Genomic DNA, 23,695 nt, shown 5'->3' on the forward strand with positions numbered 1-23,695 from the left:
TCCGGGATGCGGGGGCTCACCCGAACTTCGGGAGCACCTCGGCCGCCGCCGTCGCGGGCATCACACGGTACGTCTTGAGCACCTGTGTCATCGCCTTCTGGAACGCGGGCGCGTTGGCACCAGACGACTTTATCCTGGTGGGCTCGTCGAGGGTGACAGCGACGACGAACTGGGGGTCCTCGGCCGGAGCGAACCCGATCATCGTCGTGAAGTACGAGCCCGCCTTGTAGCGGCCGTTGCCGTCGGACTTCTCACCGGTGCCCGTCTTCACCCCGATGCGGTACCCGGGGATCTCGACCTGGCTCGCGTAGTTGGCCTGCAGCGCGACGTTCTCGAGGATCGCTCGCACCTGCGCGGAAGTCTGCTCGCTGACCACGCGCACCGGGTCCGGAAGGTCGGGCGTGACGACCGTCCCGTCGGACCTCGTGCACGACTCGACGAGCGACAGCGGCATCCGCACACCGTCGTTCACGATCCCGGCGTACGCGCCGACCAGTTCGGGCAGGGTCGTCGTCACGCCCTGGCCGTACGAGGTGTTGTAGACCGTCTGGGCGTCCCACTCGGACGCGGGGCGCAGCAGGCCGTGCTGCTCGCCCGCAAAGCCCACCGCGCTCCCCTGGCCGATGCCGAACCTCTTCAGGTAGTCGTACCGGGTCTGCGGGTCGATCGCCTCGCTGAACTTCGAGATGCCGGCGTTCGACGAGTCGATGAGCACGCCCGAGAGCGTGTACTGGTAGGCCGGATGCGAGAACGCGTCGCGCACGCGCGCGCCGTTCGGGAACCGCTCGTCGCTCGACGCGATCACGGTCGACAGCGGCGTCAGGCCGCCCGCGTCGATCACCGTCGCCGCCGTGAGCGTCTTGAACGTCGACCCCGGCTCGAACCAGTTCACGAACGCGCGGCTGCCGCGATCGGCATCCGGGGAGGCCTGCACGTCGTTCGGGTCGACGGTCGGGAACTCCGCGAGCGCCCGGATCTTGCCCGTCTCGACCTCGGCCACCATGATCGAGCCGCTGAGCGCGCCCATGTCCTGCACCTGCTCGGCGATGAGCTGCTGCAGGAACCACTGCAGGTCGCGGTTGATCGTGAGCTGCAGCGTGCCGCCGTCGACGGCGTCCTCGCGCCGCTCCGTGCCGGGGATGACGACGCCGTCGGCACCGCGCTGATACGCGACACGGCCGTCCTCGGCGGCGAGGCAGTCGTCCTCGCTCAGCTCGATCCCCGCGAGCGGGTCGCCGTCGACGCCCACGAAGCCGACGAGGTTGCCGGCGACGGCGCCGTCGGGATACGTGCGGGCCGGATGCGGAAGGCACGCGATGTACGGGCGGTCGAGGTCCGCGAGCGCGCGGTACTGGTGCGTCGAGACGCGCTTCTGGAGGTACGCGAAGCGGGAGTCGGGATCCTCCTGCAGGGCGGACTCGACGATGCCGCGCACCTCGTCCGGCGTCTTCCCGATGATCTCGGCGACGTCGTCCGACACGTCGGTCCACAGCGGGTCGTCCGATCTGCCGGCGAGGATCTTCTCGTCGAGCTGCGTGATGAGGAGCGGATCGAGCTGGCAGTCGTACAGCAGGATGCTCCCGGCCAGCGGCTGCCCGGTCTCGTCCAGGATGGGACCGCGCTCGCCGTACAGCGTGCGCGAGCCCGCGAGCGCGATGTCCATCGAGTCGGCGATGTGGTCGTCGGCGTTCACGACCTGGATGTCGACGAGTCGCACGATGAACCCGGCGAGCACCGCGAGGACGACGGCGAGCGCGACGACGGTCCGCCGGCGCGGGCTGCGTGTGGCTTTCGTCGTCATGTGCTCAGTGGGTCTCCGGGATGGGCAGGCCGTCGGTCAGTGCGGGCGGGGTGTTCACGACTCCGCCGCCGTCGTCGGCGCCGGTCGCGGCATCCGTCTCGACCACCGTGCGTCCTTCGATCGTCGCGTCCGGGTCGGTCACGAGCGGCGTGTCCTCGACGAGGGCGTTCGGCACGGCGGCGCGACCGAGCGCATCGATCGACGACGACCCGAACGACACCTGCCCGGGCCCGAGCAGGGAGCCGTCGCTCAGGCGCAGATAGGACGGCGCCTCGTCGATCACCATGCCGAGGGCGGTCGCGTTCGCGGCGAGGAACTGCGGGGAGCTCAGACCCGCGATATCGTCCTGCAGCATCTGCTTCTGGTACGTGAGGGCGCGCTGCTCCTGGGTGAGCTTGGACATCTCGTACGAGCCCTGCGTCATGAGGATCGACAGCGCCATCTGGGCCGCGCCGATCGCGAGGGCGCCGACGACCGCGACGATGCCGTACACGAGCTTCGGACGGCGCCGGCGCCGGCGCCGGGCGGGTGCGTCGACGACGCGCAGGCGGCGGCCGGGAGACTGCCGCTCCGGCAGCGGCGCGGCGACGGCGACCGCCGCCGCTGCCGGCGTCATGCCGAGGATCTCGGCGCTGGGCGCGGCGTTCATGCGGTCGCCTCCTTCGCGTGTGCGGGACGGATTCGCTCGGCGGCGCGCAGGCGCACCGGAGTCGCGCGGGGGTTGCGCGCTCGCTCTTCCTCGGTCGCCTGCTCCGCGCCCTTCACGAGGAGCCGGAAGCGCGGGGCGTGCTCGGGGAGCTCGACCGGGAGTCCGGCCGGTGCGGTCGACGCGGATGCCTCGGCCAGCGCGCGCTTGACGAGGCGGTCCTCGAGCGACTGGTACGCGAGCACCACGATGCGCCCGCCCACCGTGAGCAGGTCGAGCGCCGCCGGGACGGCCCGCTCGAGCACGGACAGCTCGCGGTTGACCTCGATGCGCAGCGCCTGGAAGACGCGCTTGGCCGGATGCCCCGTCCGCTGCGCCGCGTACGGCGTCGCCTTCGTGAGGATGTCGACGAGCCGGCCCGACCGCTCGATCGGACCCTCGGCGCGCGCCGCCACGATCGCCCGCGCGTAGCGGGCCGACAGCTTCTCCTCGCCGTAGCGCTCGAAGATGCGCCGCAGCTCGCCCTCGCTGTACGTCGCGAGGATGTCGGCGGCCGTCGTCCCCGACGACTGGTCCATGCGCATGTCGAGCGGCGCGTCCTGGGCGTAGGCGAAGCCGCGCTCGGCCTCGTCCAGCTGGAGCGAGGAGACCCCGAGATCGAAGAGGATGCCGTTCACCTCGGGTCGCCCGGTCGAGGCGACCGCGTCGGCGATTCCGTCGTACACCGTGTGCACGAGCGTCACGCGGTCCCCGAAGGGCGCGAGCCGGCCGCCCGCGATGCGCAGCGCCTCGGTGTCGCGGTCGAGCCCGACGACGTGGAGGTCGGGGAACCGCTCGAGGAACGCCTCGGTGTGACCGCCCATGCCGAGCGTCGCGTCGACGAGGACGGCGTCCGGACCCTCGAGGGCGGGCGCGAGCAGCTCGATGCAGCGCTCGAGCATGACGGGGGTGTGGATGTCGCGGAGGTTCATGATGAGGGCGGCCTTGTCCCTCGGCCCTGATCCCCATCCGCTTCGACCTGGCACCGGGGAAGGTGCGCCAGGGCGGGAGCGGCTGGGAGTCAGGGCCGAGGGCCTCAGAACAGGCCCGGGATCACCTCCTGCTCCATCTCGGCGTAGCTCTCTTCATTGCCGTCGACGTAGGCGTTCCACGCGTCGGCGTTCCAGATCTCGGCGTGCGCGCCCACGCCGGTGACGACGAGGTCGCGCTCCAGACCTGCGTAGGTGCGCAGCGGAGGGGGGATGGTTATGCGGTTCTGGCTGTCGGGCTTCTCGGCGCTCGCGCCCGAGAGGAACATGCGGAGGAAGTCGCGGGCCTGCTTGTTGGAGAGCGGCGCCTCGCGGATGCGCTCGTGGATCCGCTCGAACTCGTCTGTGCTGAACACATACAGGCAGCGCTCCTGCCCCCGGGTGACGACCACGCCGGAGCCGAGATCGTCGCGGAACTTGGCGGGGAGGATGACGCGACCCTTGTCGTCGAGCTTGGGAGTGTGCGTGCCAAGAAGCATCGACACTTCACCCCCTCACAGCCGGCCCCCGCCAGGTTGGTCGCCACTTTACTCCACTTCCCTCCACTTCGTAACCAGATCCACCCCGACGCGCCGTGCGCGGCGAAGAAGCGCGTGCAGAGCGCACAAAAAAGCACCGACCCTCGGGTCGGTGCTTCGATGCGGATTCAGCGGATGCGGCGGATCAGCGTTCCCCCTGCCGGCGGTCCCAGCGGTCGTTCATGCGATCCATGAAGGACGACGACGACTTCGGCTTGTGCTCACGCGCCGGTGCGGCACCGGCTGCGGTCGCTCCCCCGCCACGGGTGGGGGTCACTGCGAGGATCACGCCGCCCAGCATGACGACGAATCCGATGACGCCGACGATGACAAGCGGAACCGAGACGCCGGCGATGAGGCCGCCGAGGCCGATGAGCACCAGCACGGTGCCGAGCACGATGTTGCGATAGCTCAGCGAACGGCCGCCTCCACGCGCGCTCACGACATCGGCGTCGTTGCGCATGAGATGGCGTTCCATCTCATCGAGCAGACGCTGCTCCTGTTCGGAGAGTGGCATGCATCCCCCTCTTTGGGCTCTGACGCCTCGATTCTACGCGGCGCTGGGATCACTAGGCTAGGCCCGTGTCCCCCCATCGCGACCCGGTCGAAGCGGTTTCCCAGCGACTCGACACCTTCGTCACGGGTCAGCGCGCGAGCACCGCGCGGATGGGCGACGAAGCAGCGCTCCTCGTCGACGTCGCCGCGTCGGCCCTGCGGGGCGGAAAAGGGCTTCGCGGCCGGTTCTGCATCGCCGGGTGGAGGGCGGTGGAGGAGGCATCCGTCTCGTCGTCTTCAGCGGCCGAGATCGCGGATGCCGCGACCACCGCGGCCGCGGCCCTCGAGGTCTTCCACGCGGCCGCGCTCGTGCACGACGACCTGATCGACAACTCCGACACGCGGCGCGGGCGCCCGTCCGCGCATCGCGCGCTCGAGCGCGCACACCGTGACGCGGGATGGAGCGGCGACGCCGCAGCCTTCGGCCGTTCGGCCGCCGTGCTGCTCGGCGACCTGCTCGTCGCGTGGAGCGACGACCTCTTCGAGGAGGCGCTCACGCAGCTCGACCCTGAGCGCGCCGCGCGCGCCCGGGCCGAGTACGCGACGATGCGGCGCGACGTCACGATGGGGCAGTTCCTCGACATCGCCGAGGAGTCCGCGTACTCGACCGAGCCCGACGACCGCCACGCCGACCGCGCACTGCGGGTCGCGTCGTTCAAGTCGGCGCGCTACAGCATCCAGCAGCCGCTCGTCATCGGAGCCGCGATCGCCGGAGGCGACGACGGTCAGTGCGCGGCCCTCGCGGCGTTCGGGCATCCGCTCGGCATGGCGTTCCAGCTGCGCGACGACGTGCTCGGCGTCTTCGGCGACAGCGCCGAGACCGGCAAGCCCTCCGGCGACGACCTGCGCGAGGGCAAGCGCACGGTGCTCATCGCGTACGCGCGCGCGGCGCTGCCGCCCTCGGCGCGGCGCGTCGTCGACGAGCTCGTCGGAGACCCGGGTCTCGCCGACGACCAGGTGGCCTCGCTCCAGCGCACGATCATCGACAGCGGCGCCCTCGACCGCGTCGAGCAGCTCATCGCCGACTACGCGCGTGAGGCCGACCGCGCCCTGTCGGGAGCGCGCCTCGGCAACGCCGCGGTCGGCGAGCTGCGCGACCTGGCGCACGCCGCGACGGTGCGCACGCGCTGATCACGCAAGCGTCTGCGCGACCCGCCGAACCTCGCTCTTGCGGCCGGCGCGGAGCGCTTCGATCGGCGCGACGCCGATCGACTCCTCGTTCGTGAGCAGCCAGTCGATCACCTCGTCGTCGGAGAAGCCGGCGTCGTGCAGCACGATCGCGGTGCCGCGCAGCGACGACAGCGGGCGCCCGTCGACGATGAAGACCGACGGCACCTTGAGCGGCCCGTGGCGGCGCGAGCCGATGAGGTGCGATTCGTCGAGCAGACGATGAACGCGCCCGAGCGGCTCGCCCAGGATGTCGACGAGTTCGGGAAGTGTCAGCCAATCGGTCTCGATACGCGGCGCGGAATCAGCGGTCACGAAGCCACTATCTCATCCGCGCGGCGAGGCGGGTTCTGCCACATTCGTCACATTGGTCACAACCGCCACGTGAGAGCACACCTGTTGACACCCGTTCCCATTCGTGACAGCGTTTTCGCAGTCGACAGAGGGGGGATCTCTTGCGACACGAGAATGGTTCGACGGCTATTCCGGAGGGGCGCGCCGCGCTCCGCCGACGTCGCGCGGCGGCAGCCGGGGGCGCGGCCCTCGCGGGCTCCATCGCCATGATGCTCTCGGGCGCGCCCGCGCAGGCGGTGGACACGGCGGACGAGACACCGACACGGATTCCGCAGCTCGACCCCGCCGTTGCGTCCGGCCTCGCGCCGGCGCGCCCCGCGGGGATGCCCGCGGTCGCGGCTCCCGCCGCGGCACGCCTTCCCGCACCCGCGGCGGCCGGCATCCCCCAGACGTACGTCGTTCAGCGCGGCGACACGGTGAGCGCCATCGCGGCGCGCCACGGGCTGCGCACGGCGGATGTGCTCGCGCTCAACGGACTGAGCTGGTCGAGCATCATCTACCCCGGCCAGGTGCTGCGGCTGACGTCGGGCGCGGCATCCGCCCCCGCCCCCGCGCCGTCGGGCGGCACGACCTACGCGGTCCGCGCGGGCGACACCATCTCGGCGATCGCCCGACGGCACGGCGTCCCGACCGCGGCGGTGCTCGCGGCCAACGGGCTCAACTGGTCGAGCATCATCTACCCGGGACAGGTCGTGAAGATCCCCGCGGGCGGGACAGCGGCGACAGCGCCCGCTCCCGCCCCGGCACCGGCGCCCGGTCCTGCGCCTTCGCCTGCGCGACCCGGGGCGTCGTACACGATCCAGGCGGGCGACACCATCTCCGCGATCGCGCGGCGGCACGGCGTCACAACGGCGGCGGTGCTCGCGGCGAACGGGCTCGGGTGGGCGAGCATCATCTACCCCGGCCAGGTCATCACGATCCCGGCGGCGGCGCCGTCAGCGCCGGGGCTGGACGCGGAGCAGGTCGCGAACGCGCAGCTCATCATCCGCATCGGACGCGAGCTCGGCGTGCCCGACCGCGGCATCGCCATCTCGCTCGGCGCAGCGATGCAGGAGTCGTGGCTGCGCAACCTCGATTGGGGCGACCGCGACTCGCTCGGCCTCTTCCAGCAGCGGCCGAGCACCGGATGGGGCACCGAGGCCGAGGTGCGCGACCCCGCGCGCGCGACGCGGGCGTTCTTCGGCGGCCCGGGCGACCCCAACGGGACCCGCACGCGTGGACTGCTCGACATCCCCGGATGGCAGAACATGTCCTTCGCGCAGGCGGCCCAAGCGGTGCAGCTCTCGGCGTATCCAGATCGTTACGCGAGGTGGGAGCAGCCCGCCCACGCCTGGCTCGCGGCGCTCGGCTGAGGCAGAGGCGGGTGCGCCGCTGCCCAGGCTCCTCTCACCGCGTCCGTAGACTTCTCCCGTGAGCACGAGCCAGCAGGTGGACCCGCTGATCGGCCGTCTCGTCGACGGCCGATACCGGGTTCGCGCGCGCATCGCTCGTGGCGGCATGGCGACGGTCTACGTCGCCACCGATCTGCGGCTCGAGCGCCGCGTCGCCCTGAAGGTGATGCACAGCCATCTGAGCGACGACTCCGTCTTCCAGAGCCGCTTCATCCAGGAGGCACGCGCCGCCGCGCGCCTTGCCGATCCCCACGTCGTGAACGTCTTCGACCAGGGGCAGGACGGCGAGATGGCGTACCTCGTGATGGAGTACCTGCCGGGCATCACGCTGCGCGAGCTGCTCCGCGAGCAGCGCCGCCTCACGGTGCCGCAGACGATCTCCGTCATGGACGCGGTGCTGTCGGGCCTGGCGGCCGCTCACCGCGCCGGCATCGTGCACCGCGACGTCAAGCCCGAGAACGTGCTGCTCGCCGAGGACGGACGCATCAAGATCGGCGACTTCGGGCTCGCCCGCGCGACGACGGCGAACACCGCGACGGGCGCGCAGCTGCTCGGAACGATCGCGTACCTCGCCCCCGAGCTCGTGACGCGCGGCACGGCGGATGCCCGCAGCGACATCTACGCGCTCGGCATCATGCTGTACGAGATGCTCACGGGCGAGCAGCCCTACAAGGGCGAGCAGCCGATGCAGATCGCGTTCCAGCACGCGACCGACTCGGTGCCCCGGCCCAGTGTCAGGAACCCCGGCGTGCCCGAGATGCTCGACGAGCTCGTGCTGTGGGCCACCGAGAAGTCGCCCGACGACCGCCCCGCCGACGCGCAGATCATGCTCGACCGGCTGCGCGAGATCGAGCGCGAGCTCGGCATCTCGCCCCAGACGGCGACCCGCTCGGCGGCGACCGGCGTGATCGCCGAGGACGGCATCGCGTCGGGTGAGCTCACCGCCGTGCTGCCCACGAGCGGCGCGCACGCGACCCATCCGGTGGAGACGGTCGACAACGCGACCCGACTGCGCCGGGCGACGAAGCGCCGCGCGGCGAAGGGCGGCTGGCTCATCGCGCTCGTGCTGCTGCTCGCGGGCCTCGCCGGCGCGACCGGCTGGTGGTTCGGGTCCGGTCCGGGATCGCTCGTCGCGGTGCCCGATGTCTCGGGCCGCACCTTCGCCGAGGCCCAGCAGCTCCTCCAGGCGGAGTCGCTCGTCGCCGTGGAAGAGGGCGAGAACAGCCTCGACATCGAGCCGGGCCTCGTGATCCGCAGCGAGCCGCCCGTGGGCGCGCGGGTCGAGAAGGAGTCCGAGATCCGGCTGATCGTGTCGCTCGGACCCGCCGAGGTCACCGTGGATCGGCTCATCGACCTCACCGAGACCGATGCGCGAAGACTTCTCGAATCCCTCGGGATCACACCCGACGAGCAGAACGAGGAGTTCTTCACCGCAGCTCCCCCGGGCGCCGTCGTCGGCACGATGCTCAACCCGCGTGTCGGCGAGCCGTACGCGTGCGGCGAAGGCTGCACGGCGCACGAGGGCGACGGCGCGACGCTGTGGGTGTCGCTCGGTGCCGTGCCCGACGTCGTCGGCGAGAGCGAGGACTCCGCGCGCCGCGCGCTCGAGAGCGCACGGCTGCAGGTCGCCGGCGAATCAGCGACCGAGACGAGCGAGGAGATCGCCGCGGGCGACGTGATCCGCGTCGTCGGCCGCGAGGACGGCGGCTGGCTGCGCCCGGGCGACACCGTGACGCTCGTGGTCTCGTCGGGGCCGCCGCTCTTCCCGATCCCCGACGTGCAGGACCTCACGCGCGACGAGGCGATCGCAACGCTCGAGGCCGCCGGATTCCAGGTGGACTACGCCGTGTTCTGGGCGCCCTTCCCGAACTCCCTCACGCGCGTCACCGGCACGGACCCCGCCGCGGGCGAGCAGCGCGTCAAGGGCACGCGCGTCTACCTGCAGATCACCGCGTCGGGCTGACGCGGGCGATACGGATCCCTCGGCCGAGGCATCCGTATCAGCGCTTGTGGTTCTCGAGCTCCTCGGCGACGAGGAACGCGAGCTCGAGCGACTGCATGTGGTTCAGGCGCGGGTCGCACAGCGACTCGTAGCGCGTAGCGAGAGTCGCCTCGTCGATCATCTCGGAGCCGCCGAGGCACTCGGTGACGTCGTCGCCCGTGAGCTCGACGTGGATGCCGCCGGGGAACGTTCCGACCGCGCTATGCGCCTCGAAGAAGCCGCGCACCTCGTCGACGACATCGTCGAAGCGACGCGTCTTGTAGCCGGTCGGCGTCGTGATGCCGTTGCCGTGCATCGGGTCGGTGACCCACAGCGGAGTCGCACCCGAGTCCCTGACGGCCTCGAGCAGCGGCGGCAGCGCGTCGCGGATCCTGCCGGCGCCCATGCGCGTGATGAAGGTGAGGCGCCCGGGCTCGCGCTCCGGGTCGAGCTTGTCGATGAGGGCGAGCGCCGTCTCGGGCGTCGTCGCCGGACCGAGCTTCACGCCGATCGGGTTGCGGATCTTCGAGAAGTAGTCGACGTGCGCTCCGTCGAGCTCGCGCGTGCGCTCGCCGATCCACAGGAAGTGGGCCGACGTGTTGTACGGCGTGCCCGTGCGCGAATCGATGCGGGTGAGCGGACGCTCGTAGTCCATCAGGAGGCCCTCGTGGCCCGTGTAGAACTCGACGCGCTTGAGCTCGTCGAAGTCGGCGCCCGCCGCCTCCATGAACTTGATCGCACGGTCGATCTCGGTTGCGAGACGCTCGTACCGCGCGTTGGCGGGATTCTGCGCGAAGCCCTTGTTCCACGAGTGCACCTCGCGGAGGTCGGCGAAGCCGCCCTGCGTGAACGCGCGGATCAGGTTGATGGTCGAGGCCGCCGTGTGGTAGCCCTTCAGCAGCCGCGACGGGTCGGCCTCACGCGATTTCTCGGTGAAGTCGTAGCCGTTGACGATGTCGCCGCGGTACGCCGGCAGCGTCACGTCGCCGCGCGTCTCGGTATCGCTCGAGCGCGGCTTGGCGAACTGCCCCGCCATGCGCCCCATCTTCACGACCGGCATCGACGCGCCATACGTCAGCACGACCGCCATCTGCAGCACCGTCTTGATGCGGTTGCGGATCTGGTCGGCGGTGGCGCCCGCGAACGTCTCGGCGCAGTCCCCGCCCTGCAGCAGGAATGCCCTGCCAGCAGCAGCACGCGCGAGCTTTTCGCGCAGCTTGTCGACCTCGCCGGCGAAGACGAGGGGCGGGAGGGTTGCGAGCTCAGCGGATGCGGCGGCCACCGCCTCGGCGTCGAGCCACACGGGCTGCTGCTTGATGGGCAGAGTCCGCCAGTGGTCGAGGGCGTCGAGATGCTGGAGCATCCGCCAATTGTATCGGCGCGCGGCCGTGCCCAGATCCGTCGGTCACCGCTCGGCGGGAGTGCCGGACGTCAGGCCGCGGCATCCGCCTTCGACGAGTCCGTCGACGGCTTCTTGAGCCGGTCCTTGACCGTCGAGGCGTACACGTCCTCGTACTCCTGCTCGCCGAGCCGCTGCAGCGCGACCATGATCTCGTCGGTGACAGACCGCAGGATGTAGCGATCGCCCTCCATCCCCGCGAACCGCGAGAAGTCGAGGGGCTCGCCGATCACGACGCCGACGCGCACGACGCGCGGGAGACGCGTGCCGATCGGCATCATCGTGTCGGTGTCGACCATGACCACCGGCACCACGGGCACGTGCGCTTCCAGCGCCATGCGCGCGATGCCCGTGCGCCCGCGGTAGAGCTTGCCGTCGGGGCTGCGGGTGCCCTCGGGGTAGATGCCCAGCAGGTCTCCGCGCCCGAGCACCTGCAGGCCGGTGTTCAGCGAGGCCTCGGATGCCTGGCCGCCCGAGCGGTCGATGGGGATCTGCCCGGTCGCCTTGAAGAACATCCGCGTCGCCCACCCCTTGATGCCGCGCCCCGTGAAGTAATCGCTCTTCGCGAGGAAGGCGACCGGCCGGTCGATCATGAGCGGCAGGAAGATCGAGTCCACGAACGAGAGGTGGTTGCTCGCGAGGATCGCGGCGCCCTCGGAGGGGACGTTGCGGCGACCGATGATCCACGGGCGGAAGATCGCCTTGACGATCGGTCCGATCACCACGTACTTCATCAGCCAGTAGAACATCGCTACACCTCGCGCCCCGCGAGATCGGCCGCGCCGATGAGCCCCGCGTCGTTGCCGAGCTTCGCGATCGCGAAGTCCGCGACGGGGCGGTCGCCGTAGCCGGGGAGCGCCGTCTCATAGGCGATGCGCACAGGCTCGAGGAGCGTCTCGCCGAGCTGGGCGACGCCCCCGCCGATCACGAAGAGCTCCGGGTCGAGCACCGCCTGGAAGCCGCCGCACGCCTCGCCGAGCGCGGTCGCGACGCGCAGGAGCGCCTCGCGGGCGCCCTCGTCACCCGCGAGCACGAGCCGCGAGACCGCGGGCCCCGAGATGGTGCCCTTCTGCTCGCGCAGCTCCGCGAGGGCTCTCCCCCGCTCACCGCCCTCGTCGGCGATCGCGTTCGCCTCGCGCTGCAGCGCGCGTCCGGATGCGTACTGCTCGAGGCATCCGTTCTGTCCGCACCCGCACGGGACGCCATCGCGGATGAACCGGACGTGCCCGAGCTCGCCGGCGATGCCGTGGCCGCCGCGGAACAGCTCGCCCTCGACCATGACCGCCCCGCCCACGCCGGTGCCGAGCGTGAGCATGACCATGTCGTCGACGTCGCGCCCGGCGCCGAAGCGGAACTCGGCCCAGCCCGCCGCGTTCGCGTCGTTCTCGATCGAGACGGGGAGGCTGATGTCGCGCTGGAGGATCTCGCGCAGCGGATAGTCGCGCCACGCGATGTTCGGCGCGTGGATGACGACGGAGTGGGTCTTGTCGATGAACCCGGCCGCCGCGACGCCCACTGCCGACACATCGTGGTGCTCGATGAGGTGGTTCGCCATGTCGGCCACGGCGCTCGCGAGCGCCGCCGTGTCGACCGGAGTCTCGACGCGGACCTTCTCGAGGATCGTGCCGTCGGCGTCGACGACGCCTCCGGCGATCTTCGTCCCGCCGATGTCGATCCCGACGTTGAGCACCAGTGTCCTTTCAGCCGGCGCGCTCGCGACGGCGCCTTGAAGTCTAGCCGCGCGGAAGCGGCCGGATCGGAGCCTGCGACCCCCCGCCGTCCACAGGCACCTCGCCCCCGAAGCACGGACGACTAAACTCGTCCTATTCACCCGAACATTTCGCAATCCGGTACCGAAGGAGCTGCCGTGGTCCAATTCGAAGTCCCAGCGATCGTGCCCGCCGATCCACAGGCGAACATCTCTGATCTCCTCGTCGAACGCGTGAAGGCGACGCCCGACCGAGCCCTGTTCGCCGTCCCCGAGGGCGAGGGCTGGCGTGACATCACCTCGGCCGAGTTCCACCGCCAGGTCGTGGCGCTCGCGAAGGGCTTCGTCGCGGCGGGCGTCGAGCCCGGCGACAAGGTGGGATTCATCGCACGCACGACGTACGACTGGACGCTCGTCGACTTCGCGCTCTTCTTCGCGGGCGCCGTCATGGTGCCGATCTACGAGACGAGCTCGCCGTCGCAGGTCTCCTGGATCCTCACCGACTCCGGCGCGGTCGCGTGCATCGTCGAGTCCACCGACCACGCGGCGCGGCTCGACGAGGTGCGCGCCGACGTACCGCTCATCCGCTCCGTGTGGGAGATGCACCGCGGCGACCTCGACAAGCTCGTCGAGCAGGGCAAGGACGTCACCGACGACGAGATCGAGCGCCGCCGCAGCATCGCGAACGGCGCCGACATCGCGACGCTCATCTACACGTCCGGCTCGACCGGCCGCCCGAAGGGCTGCGTCATCACGCACAGCAACTTCGTCGAGCTCTCGCGCAACTCGGCCCGCGCCCTGCGCGAGGTCGTCGAGTACCCCGATGCGTCGACGCTGCTGTTCATCACGACCGCGCACGTGTTCGCGCGCTTCATCTCGATCCTGAACGTCCACGCGGGCGTCAAGACCGGACACCAGCCCGACACGAAGCAGCTGCTGCCGGCGCTCGGCTCGTTCAAGCCGACGTTCCTGCTCGCGGTGCCGCGCGTGTTCGAGAAGGTCTACAACTCGGCCGAGCAGAAGGCCGAGGCCGGCGGCAAGGGCAAGATCTTCCGCGCCGCCGCGCACACCGCGATCGAGCACTCGAAGCTGCAGCAGGAGGGCCGCAAGGTCCCGCTCGGCACACGCATCAAGTTCGCGCTGTTCGACCGGCTCGTGTACTCGAAGCTGCGCACGGCCATGGGCGGCAACGTCGTGTACGCCATCTCGGGCTCGGCGCCTCTCGGCGAGCGCCTCGGCCACTTCTTCCACAGCCTCGGCGTGGTCATCCTCGAGGGCTACGGCCTCACCGAGACGACCGCCCCCGCGACGGTCAACCTCTCGACGAAGTCGAAGATCGGCACGGTCGGGCCGGTTCTCCCGGGCGTCGGCATCCGCCTCGCCGAGGACGGCGAGATCGAGGTGCGCGGCATCAACGTCTTCAAGGAGTACTGGCGCAACCCCGAGGCGACCGCCGCGGCGTTCGACGGCGACTGGTTCAAGACGGGCGACTTGGGCTCGTTCGACGACGAAGGCTTCCTGACGATCACGGGCCGCAAGAAGGAGATCATCGTCACGGCAGGCGGCAAGAACGTCGCCCCGGCCGCGCTCGAAGACCCGATCCGCGCGAACCCCATCGTCGGGCAGGTCGTCGTGGTCGGCGACCAGAAGCCGTTCATCTCGGCGCTCGTGACGCTCGACCCCGAGATGCTGCCGACCTGGCTCGCGAACAACCAGCTGCCGGCCGACATGTCGCTCGCCGAGGCGGCCGCGAACGGTGCCGTGCGCGCCGAGGTGCAGCGGGCGATCGACGAGGCGAACAAGCGTGTCTCACGCGCCGAGTCGATCCGCAAGTTCACGATCCTCTCGTCGGAGTGGACCGAGGCGAGCGGCCACCTGACGCCCAAGATGAGCATCAAGCGCAACGTGATCCTCTCCGACTTCGCGAGCGAGATCGACGAGATCTACGCGGCGCCGGTCAACACGTCCAACGTGTCGCTCTCGTAATCGAGACGACGCATGACGAAGGGCCCGGGGCGGATGCCTCGGGCCCTTCGTCATGCGTCGGGCGGGTCTGGGCTAGAACCAGTCGCTCTCGCGCACCTGCCGCATCGCGACGCGCCGCGTCTCGGGAGGCAGCCGGTCGAGGAAGAGCTTGCCGTCGAGGTGGTCGGTCTCGTGCTGGAGTGCCTGCGCCATGAGCCCCTCCCCCTCGACGACGACCTCGTTGCCGTCGAGGTCGATGCCGACGACCTTCGCGTACGGGTGGCGCGGAGTCTCGTGCCACAGGCCCGGCACCGAGAGGCAGCCCTCGCCCATGAGCTCGGGCTCGCCCCGCACCTCGACGAGAACGGGGTTGAGGATGTAGCCGATGTCGCCGTCGATGTTGTAGCTGAAAGCGCGTGTGCCCACGCCGATCTGGGGCGCCGCGACGCCCGCACGCCCGGGAAGCTCGACCGTGTCGAGAAGGTCCTGCACGAGCGCGCGCACGCCGTCGTCGATGCCGTCGACGGGCGTCGAAGGCGCCTTGAGCACAGGGTCGCCGAAGAGCCGGATGGGCCGGACCGTCATCGCGGTCAGGCGGCGACCGCGAGGGCGCGGAGACCTTCGACGACCGTCGCCGCGAGCTCGCGCGCCGCGAGGCGCGTGGCCGGCTGAAGGTCGCGGAACGCGATCGCGCTTCCGGCGGCGATGTGCGGGTCGTACGGGATCTGGACGACGGCCCGCACACGCGAGCGGAAGTGCGCCTCGAGCTCGCCGGCACGGACGATAGGGGCGCCCGGACGCGCGTGGTTCAGGACGACGACGGCATTGCGCACGCGCTCGGCGTAGCCGTTCGTCTCGAGCCACGTGATCGTCTCGGAGGCGAGGCGCGCCTCGTCGACGCTCAGGCCGGCCACGATCACGAGCTGATCCGCGCGGTCGAGCGTCGCGGACATGACCGAGTGGACGATGCCGGTGCCCGTGTCGGTGAGCACGATCGAGTAGTAGTGCGCGGCGATGCGGGCCACGTCGTGGTAGTCGCGGTCACTGAATGCCTCGGACACGCGCGGGTCGCTGTCGGACGCGAGCACGTCCAGGCGCGTCTCGTCGCGCGCGACGATCGACGAGATGTCGGCGTAGCCGCTCACCTCGGCGCGCGCGCGCACGAGGTCGCGCACCGTCTTGCCGCTCGCGCGCGAGACGCGGTCGGCCAGCGTGCCCCGGTCGGGGTTGGCGTCGACCGCGATGATGCGATCGTCGCGCGCGTCGGCGAGCGCCATGCCGAGCAGCGTCGTGACGGTCGTCTTGCCGACGCCGCCCTTGCGTGAGACGACGGGGACGAAGCGCGCCCCGCCCGTGAGCGGCGCAGCGATGCGACGGTCGAGCTCCTTGCGTGCCTGCGCGCGCTTGCTGTCGCCGAGGTGGATGCGCTTGCCCGAGATCGTGTAGATGAGGTGCTGCCACATGCCCTCGGGCTCGGGCTTGACGACCTGGTGCGGGTCGAGCAGACGGTCGGGCGTCAGCAGATCCGCGCTCTCGCGGTTGGCTTCGAACTCCCCGAGCCGCTTCGAGGTGAGGGAGATCTCGGGCCGCATCTGTGTGCGCTCGACGGCACGGACGCGGTCGGGCCGCTCGGGGTGGTGCGCCTCCCAGCGGGTCGCCGGGCTCGGGGACGGTGCGGCCGAATGAGTGCTCGCCGCGCGGGAGGCCTCGGCCGCCTCGGCCGCCGCGTCGGTCGGGGTGGCGCCGGTTCCCGTGCCGGTCTCGCGGGTGGTGCGCTCCCCGCGCGGATGCGCCGCGATGGCGCCCGCAATGAGGGCGTCCAACTCGGCGGTCTCGATCGTGGGGCCGTTCTCCTCGGCCTCGGCGTCGGGCTGCCCCTCGTCACCGGGACGCTCGGCGTCGGCATCCGATGCGATCTCTGGATCAAGCATGTCATCGACCTCCGGCTCAGCGACGGCCCCGTCAGCCACCTCGTCCGCGACACCAGCCTGTGCGACGTCGCCCGCATCCGCAACACTCTGCTCGATCGGCGTCTCGCCGCCCGGGCGGTCGCCGGGCGCGATCGGGTCGAACGAGCCGGTGTCGACGAGCTCGGCGTCGATGACGTCGTAGCCCGCGTCGGCCTGCCCCGCGGGGGCATCGACGGCACCCGTGTCGATGATCTCGGCCTCGGCCGTCTCCGTGTCCAGGAAGTCCACGTCGAGGGCGACCTCGTCGCCGATCACGTCGTCGTCGAGGTCGTCGTCTTCGGACGCGATCGGGAAGGACACCTCGACCTGCTCGGTGGATCCGCCGAGCAGGTCGAACTTGGTCGTGTCGATGCTCCCCGTGTCGGCCAGCACGCCGTTCTCGGCGTCGTCAGGGTTCTGGTCAGGTCGCTCAGGCGTCAATGCGGGCTTCTCCAAGCAGGCGTCGGGCAGGCGCGCGTGCGAGTCGCGCGCCTTCCAGGCTACTGGGCGGGACGGACCACGACCAAAAGGTCGCCGGCGTCGACCTGCTGCGCGCCGGTCAGGGCGAGCCGCTCGACGACCCCGTCGACGGGCGCTGTGATGGCCGCCTCCATCTTCATGGCCTCGATCGACGCGACCGGCTGGCCCGCCGCGACCTTGTCGCCGACCTCGACCTTGAGGGTCACCACGCCCGAGAACGGCGCCGCGACCTGGCCCGGCTTGCTCGTGTCGGCCTTCTCGGCGGCCACCTTCTCGACCTTGATCGCGCGGTCGCGCACGTACACGGGGCGCAATTGGCCGTTGAGCGTCGTCATGACGGTGCGGATGCCGGCGGTATCCGGCTCGCCGATCGCCTCGAGCCCCACGTACAGCTGCACGCCCGGGTCGATCTCGGCGACGTGCTCCTCGCCGGGCTTGAGCCCGTAGAAGTAGTCCGGCGTTCCCAGGGTGGAGAGGTCGCCGTAGGCCTCGCGGTTGTGCTCGAACTCCTTCGCCGGCCCGGGGAAGAGGAGGCGGTTGAGCGTGCGGCGGCGGTCGGCCGCCTCGCCGGCGAGGCCTTCGCGCTCCTCGTCGCTCAGCGGCGGGATGTCGATCGACACGCTGCGGCCCGCGAGCACCTTCGAGCGGAACGGCTCGGGCCAGCCGCCCGGCAGGTCGCCGAGCTCGCCCGCCATGAATCCCACGACCGAGTCGGGGATGTCGAACTTCTGCGGGTTCTGCTCGAAGTCCGCCGGGTCGGCCTTCGCCGCGACGAGCGCGAGCGCGAGGTCGCCGACGACCTTCGACGACGGCGTCACCTTCGGGATGCGCCCGAGGATGCGGTCGGCGGCCGCGTACATGTCCTCGATGAGCTCGAAGTCGTCGGCGAGGCCGAGCGCGATCGCCTGCTGGCGCAGGTTCGAGAGCTGGCCGCCCGGGATCTCGTGGTGGTACACGCGGCCCGTGGGCCCGGGAAGACCCGACTCGAAGGGACGGTAGAGGTGACGCACCGCCTCCCAGTACGGCTCGAGATCGCTCACTGCCTGAAGGCTGAGGCCGGTGTCGCGCTCGGTGTGCGAGAGGGCCGCGACGAGCGCCGACAGCGAAGGCTGGCTCGTCGTGCCCGCGAGCGGAGCGGCGGCCGCGTCGACCGCGTCGACGCCCGCGGCGCTCGCCGCGAGGAGCGTGGCGAGCTGGCCGCCGGCGGTGTCGTGCGTGTGCAGATGCACGGGCAGGTCGAACCGTTCGCGCAGCGCCGTGACGAGCTTCGCCGCCGCCGCGGGGCGCAGGAGGCCCGCCATGTCCTTGATCGCGAGGACGTGCGCGCCCGCCTCGACGATCTGCTCGGCCAGGCGCAGGTAGTAGTCGAGCGTGTAGAGGCTCTCGGACGGGTCGAGCAGGTCGGCGGTGTAGCACACGGCGACCTCGGCGACCGCGGTGCCCGTCTCGAGCACGGCGCTGATCGCGGGGCGCATCTGGTCGACGTCGTTGAGCGCGTCGAAGATGCGGAAGATGTCGACGCCGGTCGCGGCGGCCTCGCGCACGAAGGCGTCCGTCACCTCGACGGGCCGCGGTGTGTAGCCGACCGTGTTGCGCCCGCGCAGCAGCATCTGGATCGGGATATTCGGCATCGCCTGACGGACGGCACCGAGCCGCTCCCACGGGTCCTCAGCGAGGAACCGGAGCGCGACGTCGTAGGTCGCCCCGCCCCACGCCTCGATCGAGAGCAGCTCGGGCGTCATGCGTGCGGCGTGGGGACCGACGCGGACGAGGTCGCGTGTGCGCACGCGCGTTGCCAGCAGCGACTGGTGTGCGTCGCGGAACGTCGTCTCGGTGACCGCGAGCGCCGTCTGCTCGCGGAGGGCCTTCGCGAACCCCGCGGGCCCGAGGTCGCGCAGGCGCTCGAGGTTGCCCGCCGGGACGGGCGCGGTGAGGTCGATGTCGGGCAGCTTGCTGCCGGGCGACACCATGATCGGCTTCTCGCCGTAGGGACGGTTGACCGTGACGTCGGCGAGCCAGTTCAGCAGCTTCGTGGCGCGGTCGCGGGACGGATGACTCGTGAGCAGCTGCGGCCGCTCGTCGATGAACGACGTGCTGACGTCGCCCGCGACGAAGGCCGGCTCGTCGAGCACCGCCCGCAGGAACGGGATGTTCGTGGAGACACCGCGGATGCGGAACTCGGCGAGGGCGCGCTTCGCGCGGGCGACGGCCGCCGGGAAGTCGCGGCCCCGGCACGTGAGCTTCGAGAGCATCGAGTCGAAGTGCGGGCTGATCTGCGAACCTGCGGCGGTCGTGCCGCCGTCGAGACGGATGCCCGCACCGCCGGGCGAGCGATACGTGGTGATGCGGCCCGTGTCGGGGCGGAAGCCCTGCGCGGGGTCCTCTGTCGTGATGCGGCACTGGAGTGCGGCGCCGCGCAGCTGGATGCTCTCCTGGTGAAGCCGGAGATCGGCGAGCGTCGCGCCCGCCGCGATGCGCATCTGCGACTGGACGAGGTCGACGTCGGTGACCTCTTCGGTGACGGTGTGCTCGACCTGGATGCGGGGATTCATCTCGATGAAGACGACCTCGCCCGTGCGCGGGCCGGCGGTCTCGAGCAGGAACTCGACCGTGCCCGCGTTGATGTACCCGATCGACTTCGCGAACGCGATGGCGTGCGCGTGGAGAGCGTCGCGGATCGCGGGGTCGAGGTTCGGCGCCGGTGCGATCTCGATGACCTTCTGGTGGCGTCGCTGCACCGAGCAGTCGCGCTCGAACAGGTGGACGGTCTCGCCCGCGGCATCCGCCAGGATCTGCACCTCGATGTGCCGCGGACGCACGACCGCCTGCTCGAGGAAGACCCGCGCGTCGCCGAAGGCGGCGCCCGCCTCGCGCATCGCCTCGGCGATCGCGGGCGGCAGGTCGGCGGGGCTCTCGACGCGCCGCATGCCGCGGCCGCCGCCGCCCGCCACGGCCTTCACGAAGATGGGGAACCCGATCGCCTCCGCTTGCGCGACGAGCGCGTCGACGTCGTCCGAGGCATCCGTCGATCGCAGCACCGGAACGCCTGCCGCGACCGCGTGCTCCTTCGCGGTGACCTTGTTGCCCGCCATCTCGAGCACGCTCGCGGGGGGCCCGATGAAGGTGATGCCGTTCTCGGCGGCCCGCGCCGCAAGCTGCGGGTTCTCGGAGAGGAAGCCGTAGCCCGGGTAGATCGCGTCGGCTCCGGACTTCAGCGCGACGCGGATGATCTCGTCGACGTCGAGGTACGCGCGGACCGGATGCCCGTGCTCGCCGATCTCGTACGACTCGTCGGCCTTCTGACGGTGCAGCGACCCTCGATCCTCGAACGGGAACACCGCGACTGTCCTCGCGCCCAGCTCGAATGCCGCGCGGAAAGCCCGGATGGCGATCTCACCTCGATTGGCAACAAGGATCTTCTTGAACATTCGCACCTCGCGCAGGATCCGGCCCAGACCCAGCCGCCGGTTCGGCTGAGTGTGCTCACAGCCTAGGGGACGGTAACGTAGTGCCTTGTGCACGTACTCTCCGTGAGCTCGCTCAAAGGCGGTGTCGGCAAGACGACTGTCACTCTGGGCCTCGCCTCCGCCGCGTTCGCGCGAGGAGTGCGCACGCTCGTGGTCGATCTCGACCCCCAGTCGGACGTCTCGACCGGCATGGACATCCAGGTCGCCGGCCGCCTCAACGTGGCCGATGTGCTGGCCAACCCGAAGGAGAAGGTCGTCCGTCAGGCGATCACCTCCAGTGGTTGGGCCAAGGTGCACCCCGGCACGATCGACGTCATGATCGGCAGCCCGTCCGCCATCAACTTCGACGGTCCGCACCCGAGCGTGCGCGACGTGTGGAAGCTCGAAGAGGCGCTCGCGACGATCGAGGCCGATTACGACCTCGTGCTCATCGACTGCGCCCCCTCGCTCAACGCGCTCACGCGCACGGCCTGGGCGGCGAGCGACCGCGTCATCGTCGTGACCGAGCCGGGCCTGTTCTCCGTGGCAGCCGCCGACCGCGCGCTGCGCGCGATCGAAGAGATCCGCCGCGGCCTCTCCCCCCGTCTTCAGCCGCTCGGTCTCGTGGTCAACCGCGTGCGTCCGCAGTCGATCGAGCACCAGTTCCGCATCAAGGAGCTGCGCGACATGTTCGGGCCGCTCGTGCTCTCGCCGCAGCTGCCGGAGCGCACGTCGCTCCAGCAGGCGCAGGGCGCCGCCAAGCCGCTCCACATCTGGCCGGGCGATTCCGCGCAGGAGCTCGCGGCCGACTTCGACGCCCTGCTCGACCGCGTCATGCGCACGGGCCGCATCCCCACGCCGGCGACGCCGGGCGAGGTGCGCGCGCAGTAGTCGTGTCGCCTACAGCGGGCCGAGCACGCCGGCTCCGTCGCGCACCTCGAACACGAGCTGCGTCTCGGTCTTCGTGACGGCCGGATGACTCGTGATGTGCTCCAGGATCATGTCGCGCAGCCGCTGCGGGCTGGGCACCGCGACGAGGAGCACGAAGTCGTCGTCGCCGGCGACGTGGATGACCGAGAGGGCTCCCGGGATCGCGACGAGTCGGTCGAACAGCTCGTTCACATGCGCGCGGTTGTGGCTGGCCAGATGCACGCGCACGACGGCCTGGATCGGCCGCCCCACCGCCGCCGGATCGACCCTCGCGCTGATGCCCGCGATGACCCCCGACTCGCGCAGCGCCTTGACGCGATTCGCGCACGTCGACTCGGCGACCCCGACGCGTGCGGCGAGGGCCGCGTTGGTCATCCGGCCATCCGCCGTGAGGGCCTCGAGGATGGCCCGATCCGTTCCGTCGATGGGTGGGGAAACGGGGTGCGGATTCTTCGGCGGCGTCATGACTCGGATGCTCCGGAACGCAGATTCCTCATGGAAAACCATTCTGCACCGCAGAAGGTTCGGTGTCGATTGCGGAACAATGAATTATCACCGACGATGGATGCATGGCACCGACGACGTTGCATCCCGACACCGTTGCCGTGCACGCCGGCCGCGAAGACCTCGCGGCGATGGGCGTGCACGCTCTCCCGATCGACCTCTCGTCGACGAGCCCGCTCCCTGATGTGGAGCTCGGCGGGCTGTCGTACGAGGTGCTCGCGACGGGCGGCCGCCCGTTCGACGGTGGCTCGAACGTGTACGCGCGTCTGTGGAACCCCACCGTCGGACGCTTCGAGGTCGCGCTCGCGAAGCTCGAGCACTCGGAGGAGGCCGTCGCGTTCTCGTCCGGCATGGCGGCGATCACCGCCGTGCTGCTCTCGCTCCCCCGCGATCGTCGGCACGTCGTCGCGGTGCGCCCGCTGTACGGCGGCACCGACCACCTCCTCGACGCCGGGACGCTCGGCACCGAGACGACCTTCACCACCCCCGAGGGCGTCGCCGCAGCGCTCCGGCCCGACACCGGACTCGTGATCGTCGAGTCTCCCGCCAACCCGTCACTCGAGCTCGTCGACATCCGCGCCGTCGTCGCGGCCGCGGGCGACGTTCCCGTCGTCGTCGACAACACGTTCGCGACCCCCGTGCTGCAGCGCCCACTCGACCTCGGAGCCGCGATGTCGCTGCACAGCGCCACGAAGTACCTCGGTGGTCACGGCGACGTCGTGGGCGGCGTCGTCGCGTGCGACGCGAAAACGGCTGCGGCGCTGCGTCGCACCCGCGCGATCACCGGTGCGATCCTGCATCCGCTCGCCGCGTATCTGCTGCACCGCGGGTTGGCGACGCTCCCGATCCGCGTGCGCGCCCAGCAGGCCGGAGCCACGCGCGTCGCCGCGCACCTCGCGCACCACCCCCACGTCGCGCGCGTCCACTTCCCCGGGCTCCCCGGCGCCGACCCGAAGGGACTCATCGGCACGCAGCAGGACGGGCCCGGCGCGATGGTCTCGATCGAGCTCGAGGGGGGCTACGACGCCGCCGTGACGCTCACGTCGAGCGTGCGCGTGTTCACGCACGCGGTGTCGCTCGGCAGCGTGGACTCGCTCATCCAGCATCCGGCCTCGCTCACCCACCGCCCGGTGGCAGCCGCCGCCAAGCCCGGTGCGGGCCTCGTGCGACTTTCGATCGGTCTCGAGGACCCCGACGATCTCATCGCCGACCTCGACCAGGCGCTCGCGCAGATCGCGGGCGGGAGCGGAGCGGCGGAAGAGGCGCTCGAAGACACGGCGGCGACGGAGACGTCGGCGACGGTCTGACGCCGCTGACGAAGCCCGTCAGGCCGAGCGCGCCGCGCGACGGGCGGCGAGCTCGTCGACCGCGTCGACGGTCTGCGGGTCGAACTCGACGAGCGTCGACTCCACCTCGCGCAGCACCTTGCCGACGGCGATGCCGAACACGCCCTGACCGCGGCTGACGAGGTCGATGACCTCGTCGTTCGACGTGCACAGGTACACCGAGGCGCCGTCGCTCATGAGGGTGGTTCCGGCGAGATCACGGATGCCGGCGACGCGCAGCTGCTCGACCGCCGTGCGGATCTGCTGGAGTGAGATGCCGGTGTCGAGCAGGCGCTTGACGAGCTTGAGCACGAGGATGTCGCGGAAGCCGTACAGACGCTGCGAGCCCGAGCCGCTCGCGCCGCGCACCGTCGGCTCGACGAGCTCGGTGCGGGCCCAGTAGTCGAGCTGGCGGTAGGTGATGCCGGCAGCACGGGCGGCCACCGCGCCGCGGTAGCCCACCTCGTCGTCCATCGCGGGGAGGCCGTCGGTGAAGAGGAGGTCGGCGACGAAACGCGGTTCGTCCGCCGCTTCCGGTGCGGTCATGC

20 protein-coding genes are annotated in these 23,695 nt (G+C 70.9%); 6 read left to right on the plus strand and 14 right to left on the minus strand.

Features of this window, described 5'->3' with window-relative positions; translation table 11 throughout:
• Positions 1-16 precede the first annotated feature (16 nt).
• The 5 genes from BJ991_RS13380 to BJ991_RS13400 form a co-directional block, all read right to left on the minus strand.
• The gene (locus BJ991_RS13380) at positions 17-1,801 is read right to left on the minus strand and encodes a peptidoglycan D,D-transpeptidase FtsI family protein (RefSeq protein ID WP_179490750.1); all 1,785 of its coding nucleotides are present in this window, start codon (positions 1,799-1,801) and stop codon (positions 17-19) included.
• Positions 1,802-1,805: 4 nt separating this feature from the next.
• Entirely contained in the window at positions 1,806-2,450 is a 645-nt protein-coding gene (gene ftsL, locus BJ991_RS13385) for a cell division protein FtsL (protein ID WP_246301098.1), read from the minus strand.
• A complete protein-coding gene (gene rsmH, locus BJ991_RS13390) occupies positions 2,447-3,418 on the minus strand; it encodes a 16S rRNA (cytosine(1402)-N(4))-methyltransferase RsmH (protein ID WP_179490752.1) in 972 nt (323 codons plus the stop codon). Before rsmH ends, ftsL begins: the two co-directional genes overlap by 4 nt.
• Positions 3,419-3,522: 104 nt before the next feature.
• Positions 3,523-3,954 carry a division/cell wall cluster transcriptional repressor MraZ gene (gene mraZ / locus BJ991_RS13395; RefSeq protein ID WP_179492802.1) on the minus strand — a complete coding sequence of 144 codons (432 nt, stop codon included), beginning with the start codon at positions 3,952-3,954 and terminating at the stop codon, positions 3,523-3,525.
• 184 nt (positions 3,955-4,138) lie between these two features.
• On the minus strand, positions 4,139-4,510 hold the full coding sequence (locus BJ991_RS13400) for a DUF3040 domain-containing protein (protein WP_179490754.1): 372 nt from the start codon (positions 4,508-4,510) through the stop codon (positions 4,139-4,141).
• 65 nt (positions 4,511-4,575) lie between these two features.
• On the opposite strand from BJ991_RS13400, the gene BJ991_RS13405 reads away from it, so the two are divergent.
• The gene (locus tag BJ991_RS13405; protein WP_343048763.1) at positions 4,576-5,679 is read left to right on the plus strand and encodes a polyprenyl synthetase family protein; all 1,104 of its coding nucleotides are present in this window, start codon (positions 4,576-4,578) and stop codon (positions 5,677-5,679) included.
• Here the strand turns inward: BJ991_RS13405 and BJ991_RS13410 are convergent, their stop codons facing one another.
• Entirely contained in the window at positions 5,680-6,030 is a 351-nt protein-coding gene (locus BJ991_RS13410; RefSeq protein WP_343048764.1) for an Rv2175c family DNA-binding protein, read from the minus strand.
• A gap of 245 nt (positions 6,031-6,275) precedes the next feature.
• Between BJ991_RS13410 and BJ991_RS13415 the strand changes: the two genes are divergently transcribed.
• Positions 6,276-7,421, plus strand: coding sequence for a LysM peptidoglycan-binding domain-containing protein (locus BJ991_RS13415; protein WP_179492808.1), 1,146 nt, complete (start codon positions 6,276-6,278; stop codon positions 7,419-7,421).
• A gap of 58 nt (positions 7,422-7,479) precedes the next feature.
• Entirely contained in the window at positions 7,480-9,423 is a 1,944-nt protein-coding gene (pknB, locus tag BJ991_RS13420) for a Stk1 family PASTA domain-containing Ser/Thr kinase (protein WP_179490756.1), read from the plus strand.
• 37 nt (positions 9,424-9,460) lie between these two features.
• On the opposite strand, the gene BJ991_RS13425 is transcribed toward pknB, so the two are convergent.
• The 3 genes from BJ991_RS13425 to BJ991_RS13435 form a co-directional block, all read right to left on the minus strand.
• Positions 9,461-10,804, minus strand: coding sequence for a class II 3-deoxy-7-phosphoheptulonate synthase (locus BJ991_RS13425; RefSeq protein WP_179490758.1), 1,344 nt, complete (start codon positions 10,802-10,804; stop codon positions 9,461-9,463).
• Positions 10,805-10,872: 68 nt separating this feature from the next.
• A complete protein-coding gene (locus tag BJ991_RS13430) occupies positions 10,873-11,589 on the minus strand; it encodes a lysophospholipid acyltransferase family protein (RefSeq protein ID WP_179490760.1) in 717 nt (238 codons plus the stop codon).
• 2 nt (positions 11,590-11,591) lie between these two features.
• A complete protein-coding gene (locus tag BJ991_RS13435; RefSeq protein ID WP_179490762.1) occupies positions 11,592-12,530 on the minus strand; it encodes an ROK family glucokinase in 939 nt (312 codons plus the stop codon).
• A 177-nt stretch (positions 12,531-12,707) separates the two neighbouring features.
• Between BJ991_RS13435 and BJ991_RS13440 the strand changes: the two genes are divergently transcribed.
• The gene (locus BJ991_RS13440; RefSeq protein WP_179490764.1) at positions 12,708-14,534 is read left to right on the plus strand and encodes an AMP-binding protein; all 1,827 of its coding nucleotides are present in this window, start codon (positions 12,708-12,710) and stop codon (positions 14,532-14,534) included.
• Between the two features lie 72 nt (positions 14,535-14,606).
• Here the strand turns inward: BJ991_RS13440 and BJ991_RS13445 are convergent, their stop codons facing one another.
• From BJ991_RS13445 to BJ991_RS13455, 3 genes are read right to left on the minus strand one after another with little or no spacing between them, the layout of a single operon-like run.
• Complete coding sequence (locus BJ991_RS13445; RefSeq protein WP_179490766.1) at positions 14,607-15,098, minus strand: peptide deformylase; 492 nt, start codon at positions 15,096-15,098, stop codon at positions 14,607-14,609.
• A 5-nt stretch (positions 15,099-15,103) separates the two neighbouring features.
• The gene (locus BJ991_RS13450) at positions 15,104-16,903 is read right to left on the minus strand and encodes a MinD/ParA family ATP-binding protein (protein WP_179490768.1); all 1,800 of its coding nucleotides are present in this window, start codon (positions 16,901-16,903) and stop codon (positions 15,104-15,106) included.
• A gap of 59 nt (positions 16,904-16,962) precedes the next feature.
• On the minus strand, positions 16,963-20,370 hold the full coding sequence (locus tag BJ991_RS13455; protein ID WP_179490770.1) for a pyruvate carboxylase: 3,408 nt from the start codon (positions 20,368-20,370) through the stop codon (positions 16,963-16,965).
• A gap of 87 nt (positions 20,371-20,457) precedes the next feature.
• On the opposite strand from BJ991_RS13455, the gene BJ991_RS13460 reads away from it, so the two are divergent.
• Positions 20,458-21,279, plus strand: coding sequence for a ParA family protein (locus BJ991_RS13460; RefSeq protein ID WP_179490772.1), 822 nt, complete (start codon positions 20,458-20,460; stop codon positions 21,277-21,279).
• A gap of 9 nt (positions 21,280-21,288) precedes the next feature.
• On the opposite strand, the gene BJ991_RS13465 is transcribed toward BJ991_RS13460, so the two are convergent.
• Positions 21,289-21,783: an Lrp/AsnC family transcriptional regulator gene (locus BJ991_RS13465; protein WP_179490774.1), complete on the minus strand. Its 495-nt coding sequence runs from the start codon at positions 21,781-21,783 to the stop codon at positions 21,289-21,291.
• Positions 21,784-21,887: 104 nt separating this feature from the next.
• Here BJ991_RS13465 and BJ991_RS13470 point away from each other — a divergent pair, with 104 nt between their 5' ends.
• Entirely contained in the window at positions 21,888-23,129 is a 1,242-nt protein-coding gene (locus BJ991_RS13470) for a trans-sulfuration enzyme family protein (RefSeq protein ID WP_179490777.1), read from the plus strand.
• 18 nt (positions 23,130-23,147) lie between these two features.
• Here BJ991_RS13470 and BJ991_RS13475 read toward each other — a convergent pair whose 3' ends face one another.
• A complete protein-coding gene (locus tag BJ991_RS13475) occupies positions 23,148-23,693 on the minus strand; it encodes a MerR family transcriptional regulator (protein ID WP_179490780.1) in 546 nt (181 codons plus the stop codon).
• Positions 23,694-23,695 lie beyond the last annotated feature (2 nt).

Source organism: Microbacterium immunditiarum (genome assembly GCF_013409785.1).
In the GTDB taxonomy this organism is placed as follows: Bacteria; Actinomycetota; Actinomycetes; order Actinomycetales; family Microbacteriaceae; genus Microbacterium; species Microbacterium immunditiarum.

Excerpts from the sequence above, each read along its gene's own strand:
- mraZ (WP_179492802.1), bottom strand. The coding sequence starts at position 3,954 with ATGCTTCTTGGCACGCACACTCCCAAGCTCGACGACAAGGGTCGCGTC.
- ftsL (WP_246301098.1), bottom strand. The coding sequence starts at position 2,450 with ATGAACGCCGCGCCCAGCGCCGAGATCCTCGGCATGACGCCGGCAGCG.
- BJ991_RS13415 (WP_179492808.1), top strand. The coding sequence starts at position 6,276 with ATGATGCTCTCGGGCGCGCCCGCGCAGGCGGTGGACACGGCGGACGAG.
- BJ991_RS13400 (WP_179490754.1), bottom strand. The coding sequence starts at position 4,510 with ATGCCACTCTCCGAACAGGAGCAGCGTCTGCTCGATGAGATGGAACGC.
- BJ991_RS13455 (WP_179490770.1), bottom strand. The coding sequence starts at position 20,370 with ATGTTCAAGAAGATCCTTGTTGCCAATCGAGGTGAGATCGCCATCCGG.
- BJ991_RS13445 (WP_179490766.1), bottom strand. The coding sequence starts at position 15,098 with ATGACGGTCCGGCCCATCCGGCTCTTCGGCGACCCTGTGCTCAAGGCG.
- BJ991_RS13475 (WP_179490780.1), bottom strand. The coding sequence starts at position 23,693 with ATGACCGCACCGGAAGCGGCGGACGAACCGCGTTTCGTCGCCGACCTC.
- rsmH (WP_179490752.1), bottom strand. The coding sequence starts at position 3,418 with ATGAACCTCCGCGACATCCACACCCCCGTCATGCTCGAGCGCTGCATC.
- BJ991_RS13380 (WP_179490750.1), bottom strand. The coding sequence starts at position 1,801 with ATGACGACGAAAGCCACACGCAGCCCGCGCCGGCGGACCGTCGTCGCG.
- BJ991_RS13465 (WP_179490774.1), bottom strand. The coding sequence starts at position 21,783 with ATGACGCCGCCGAAGAATCCGCACCCCGTTTCCCCACCCATCGACGGA.
- BJ991_RS13425 (WP_179490758.1), bottom strand. The coding sequence starts at position 10,804 with ATGCTCCAGCATCTCGACGCCCTCGACCACTGGCGGACTCTGCCCATC.
- BJ991_RS13430 (WP_179490760.1), bottom strand. The coding sequence starts at position 11,589 with ATGTTCTACTGGCTGATGAAGTACGTGGTGATCGGACCGATCGTCAAG.
- BJ991_RS13470 (WP_179490777.1), top strand. The coding sequence starts at position 21,888 with ATGGCACCGACGACGTTGCATCCCGACACCGTTGCCGTGCACGCCGGC.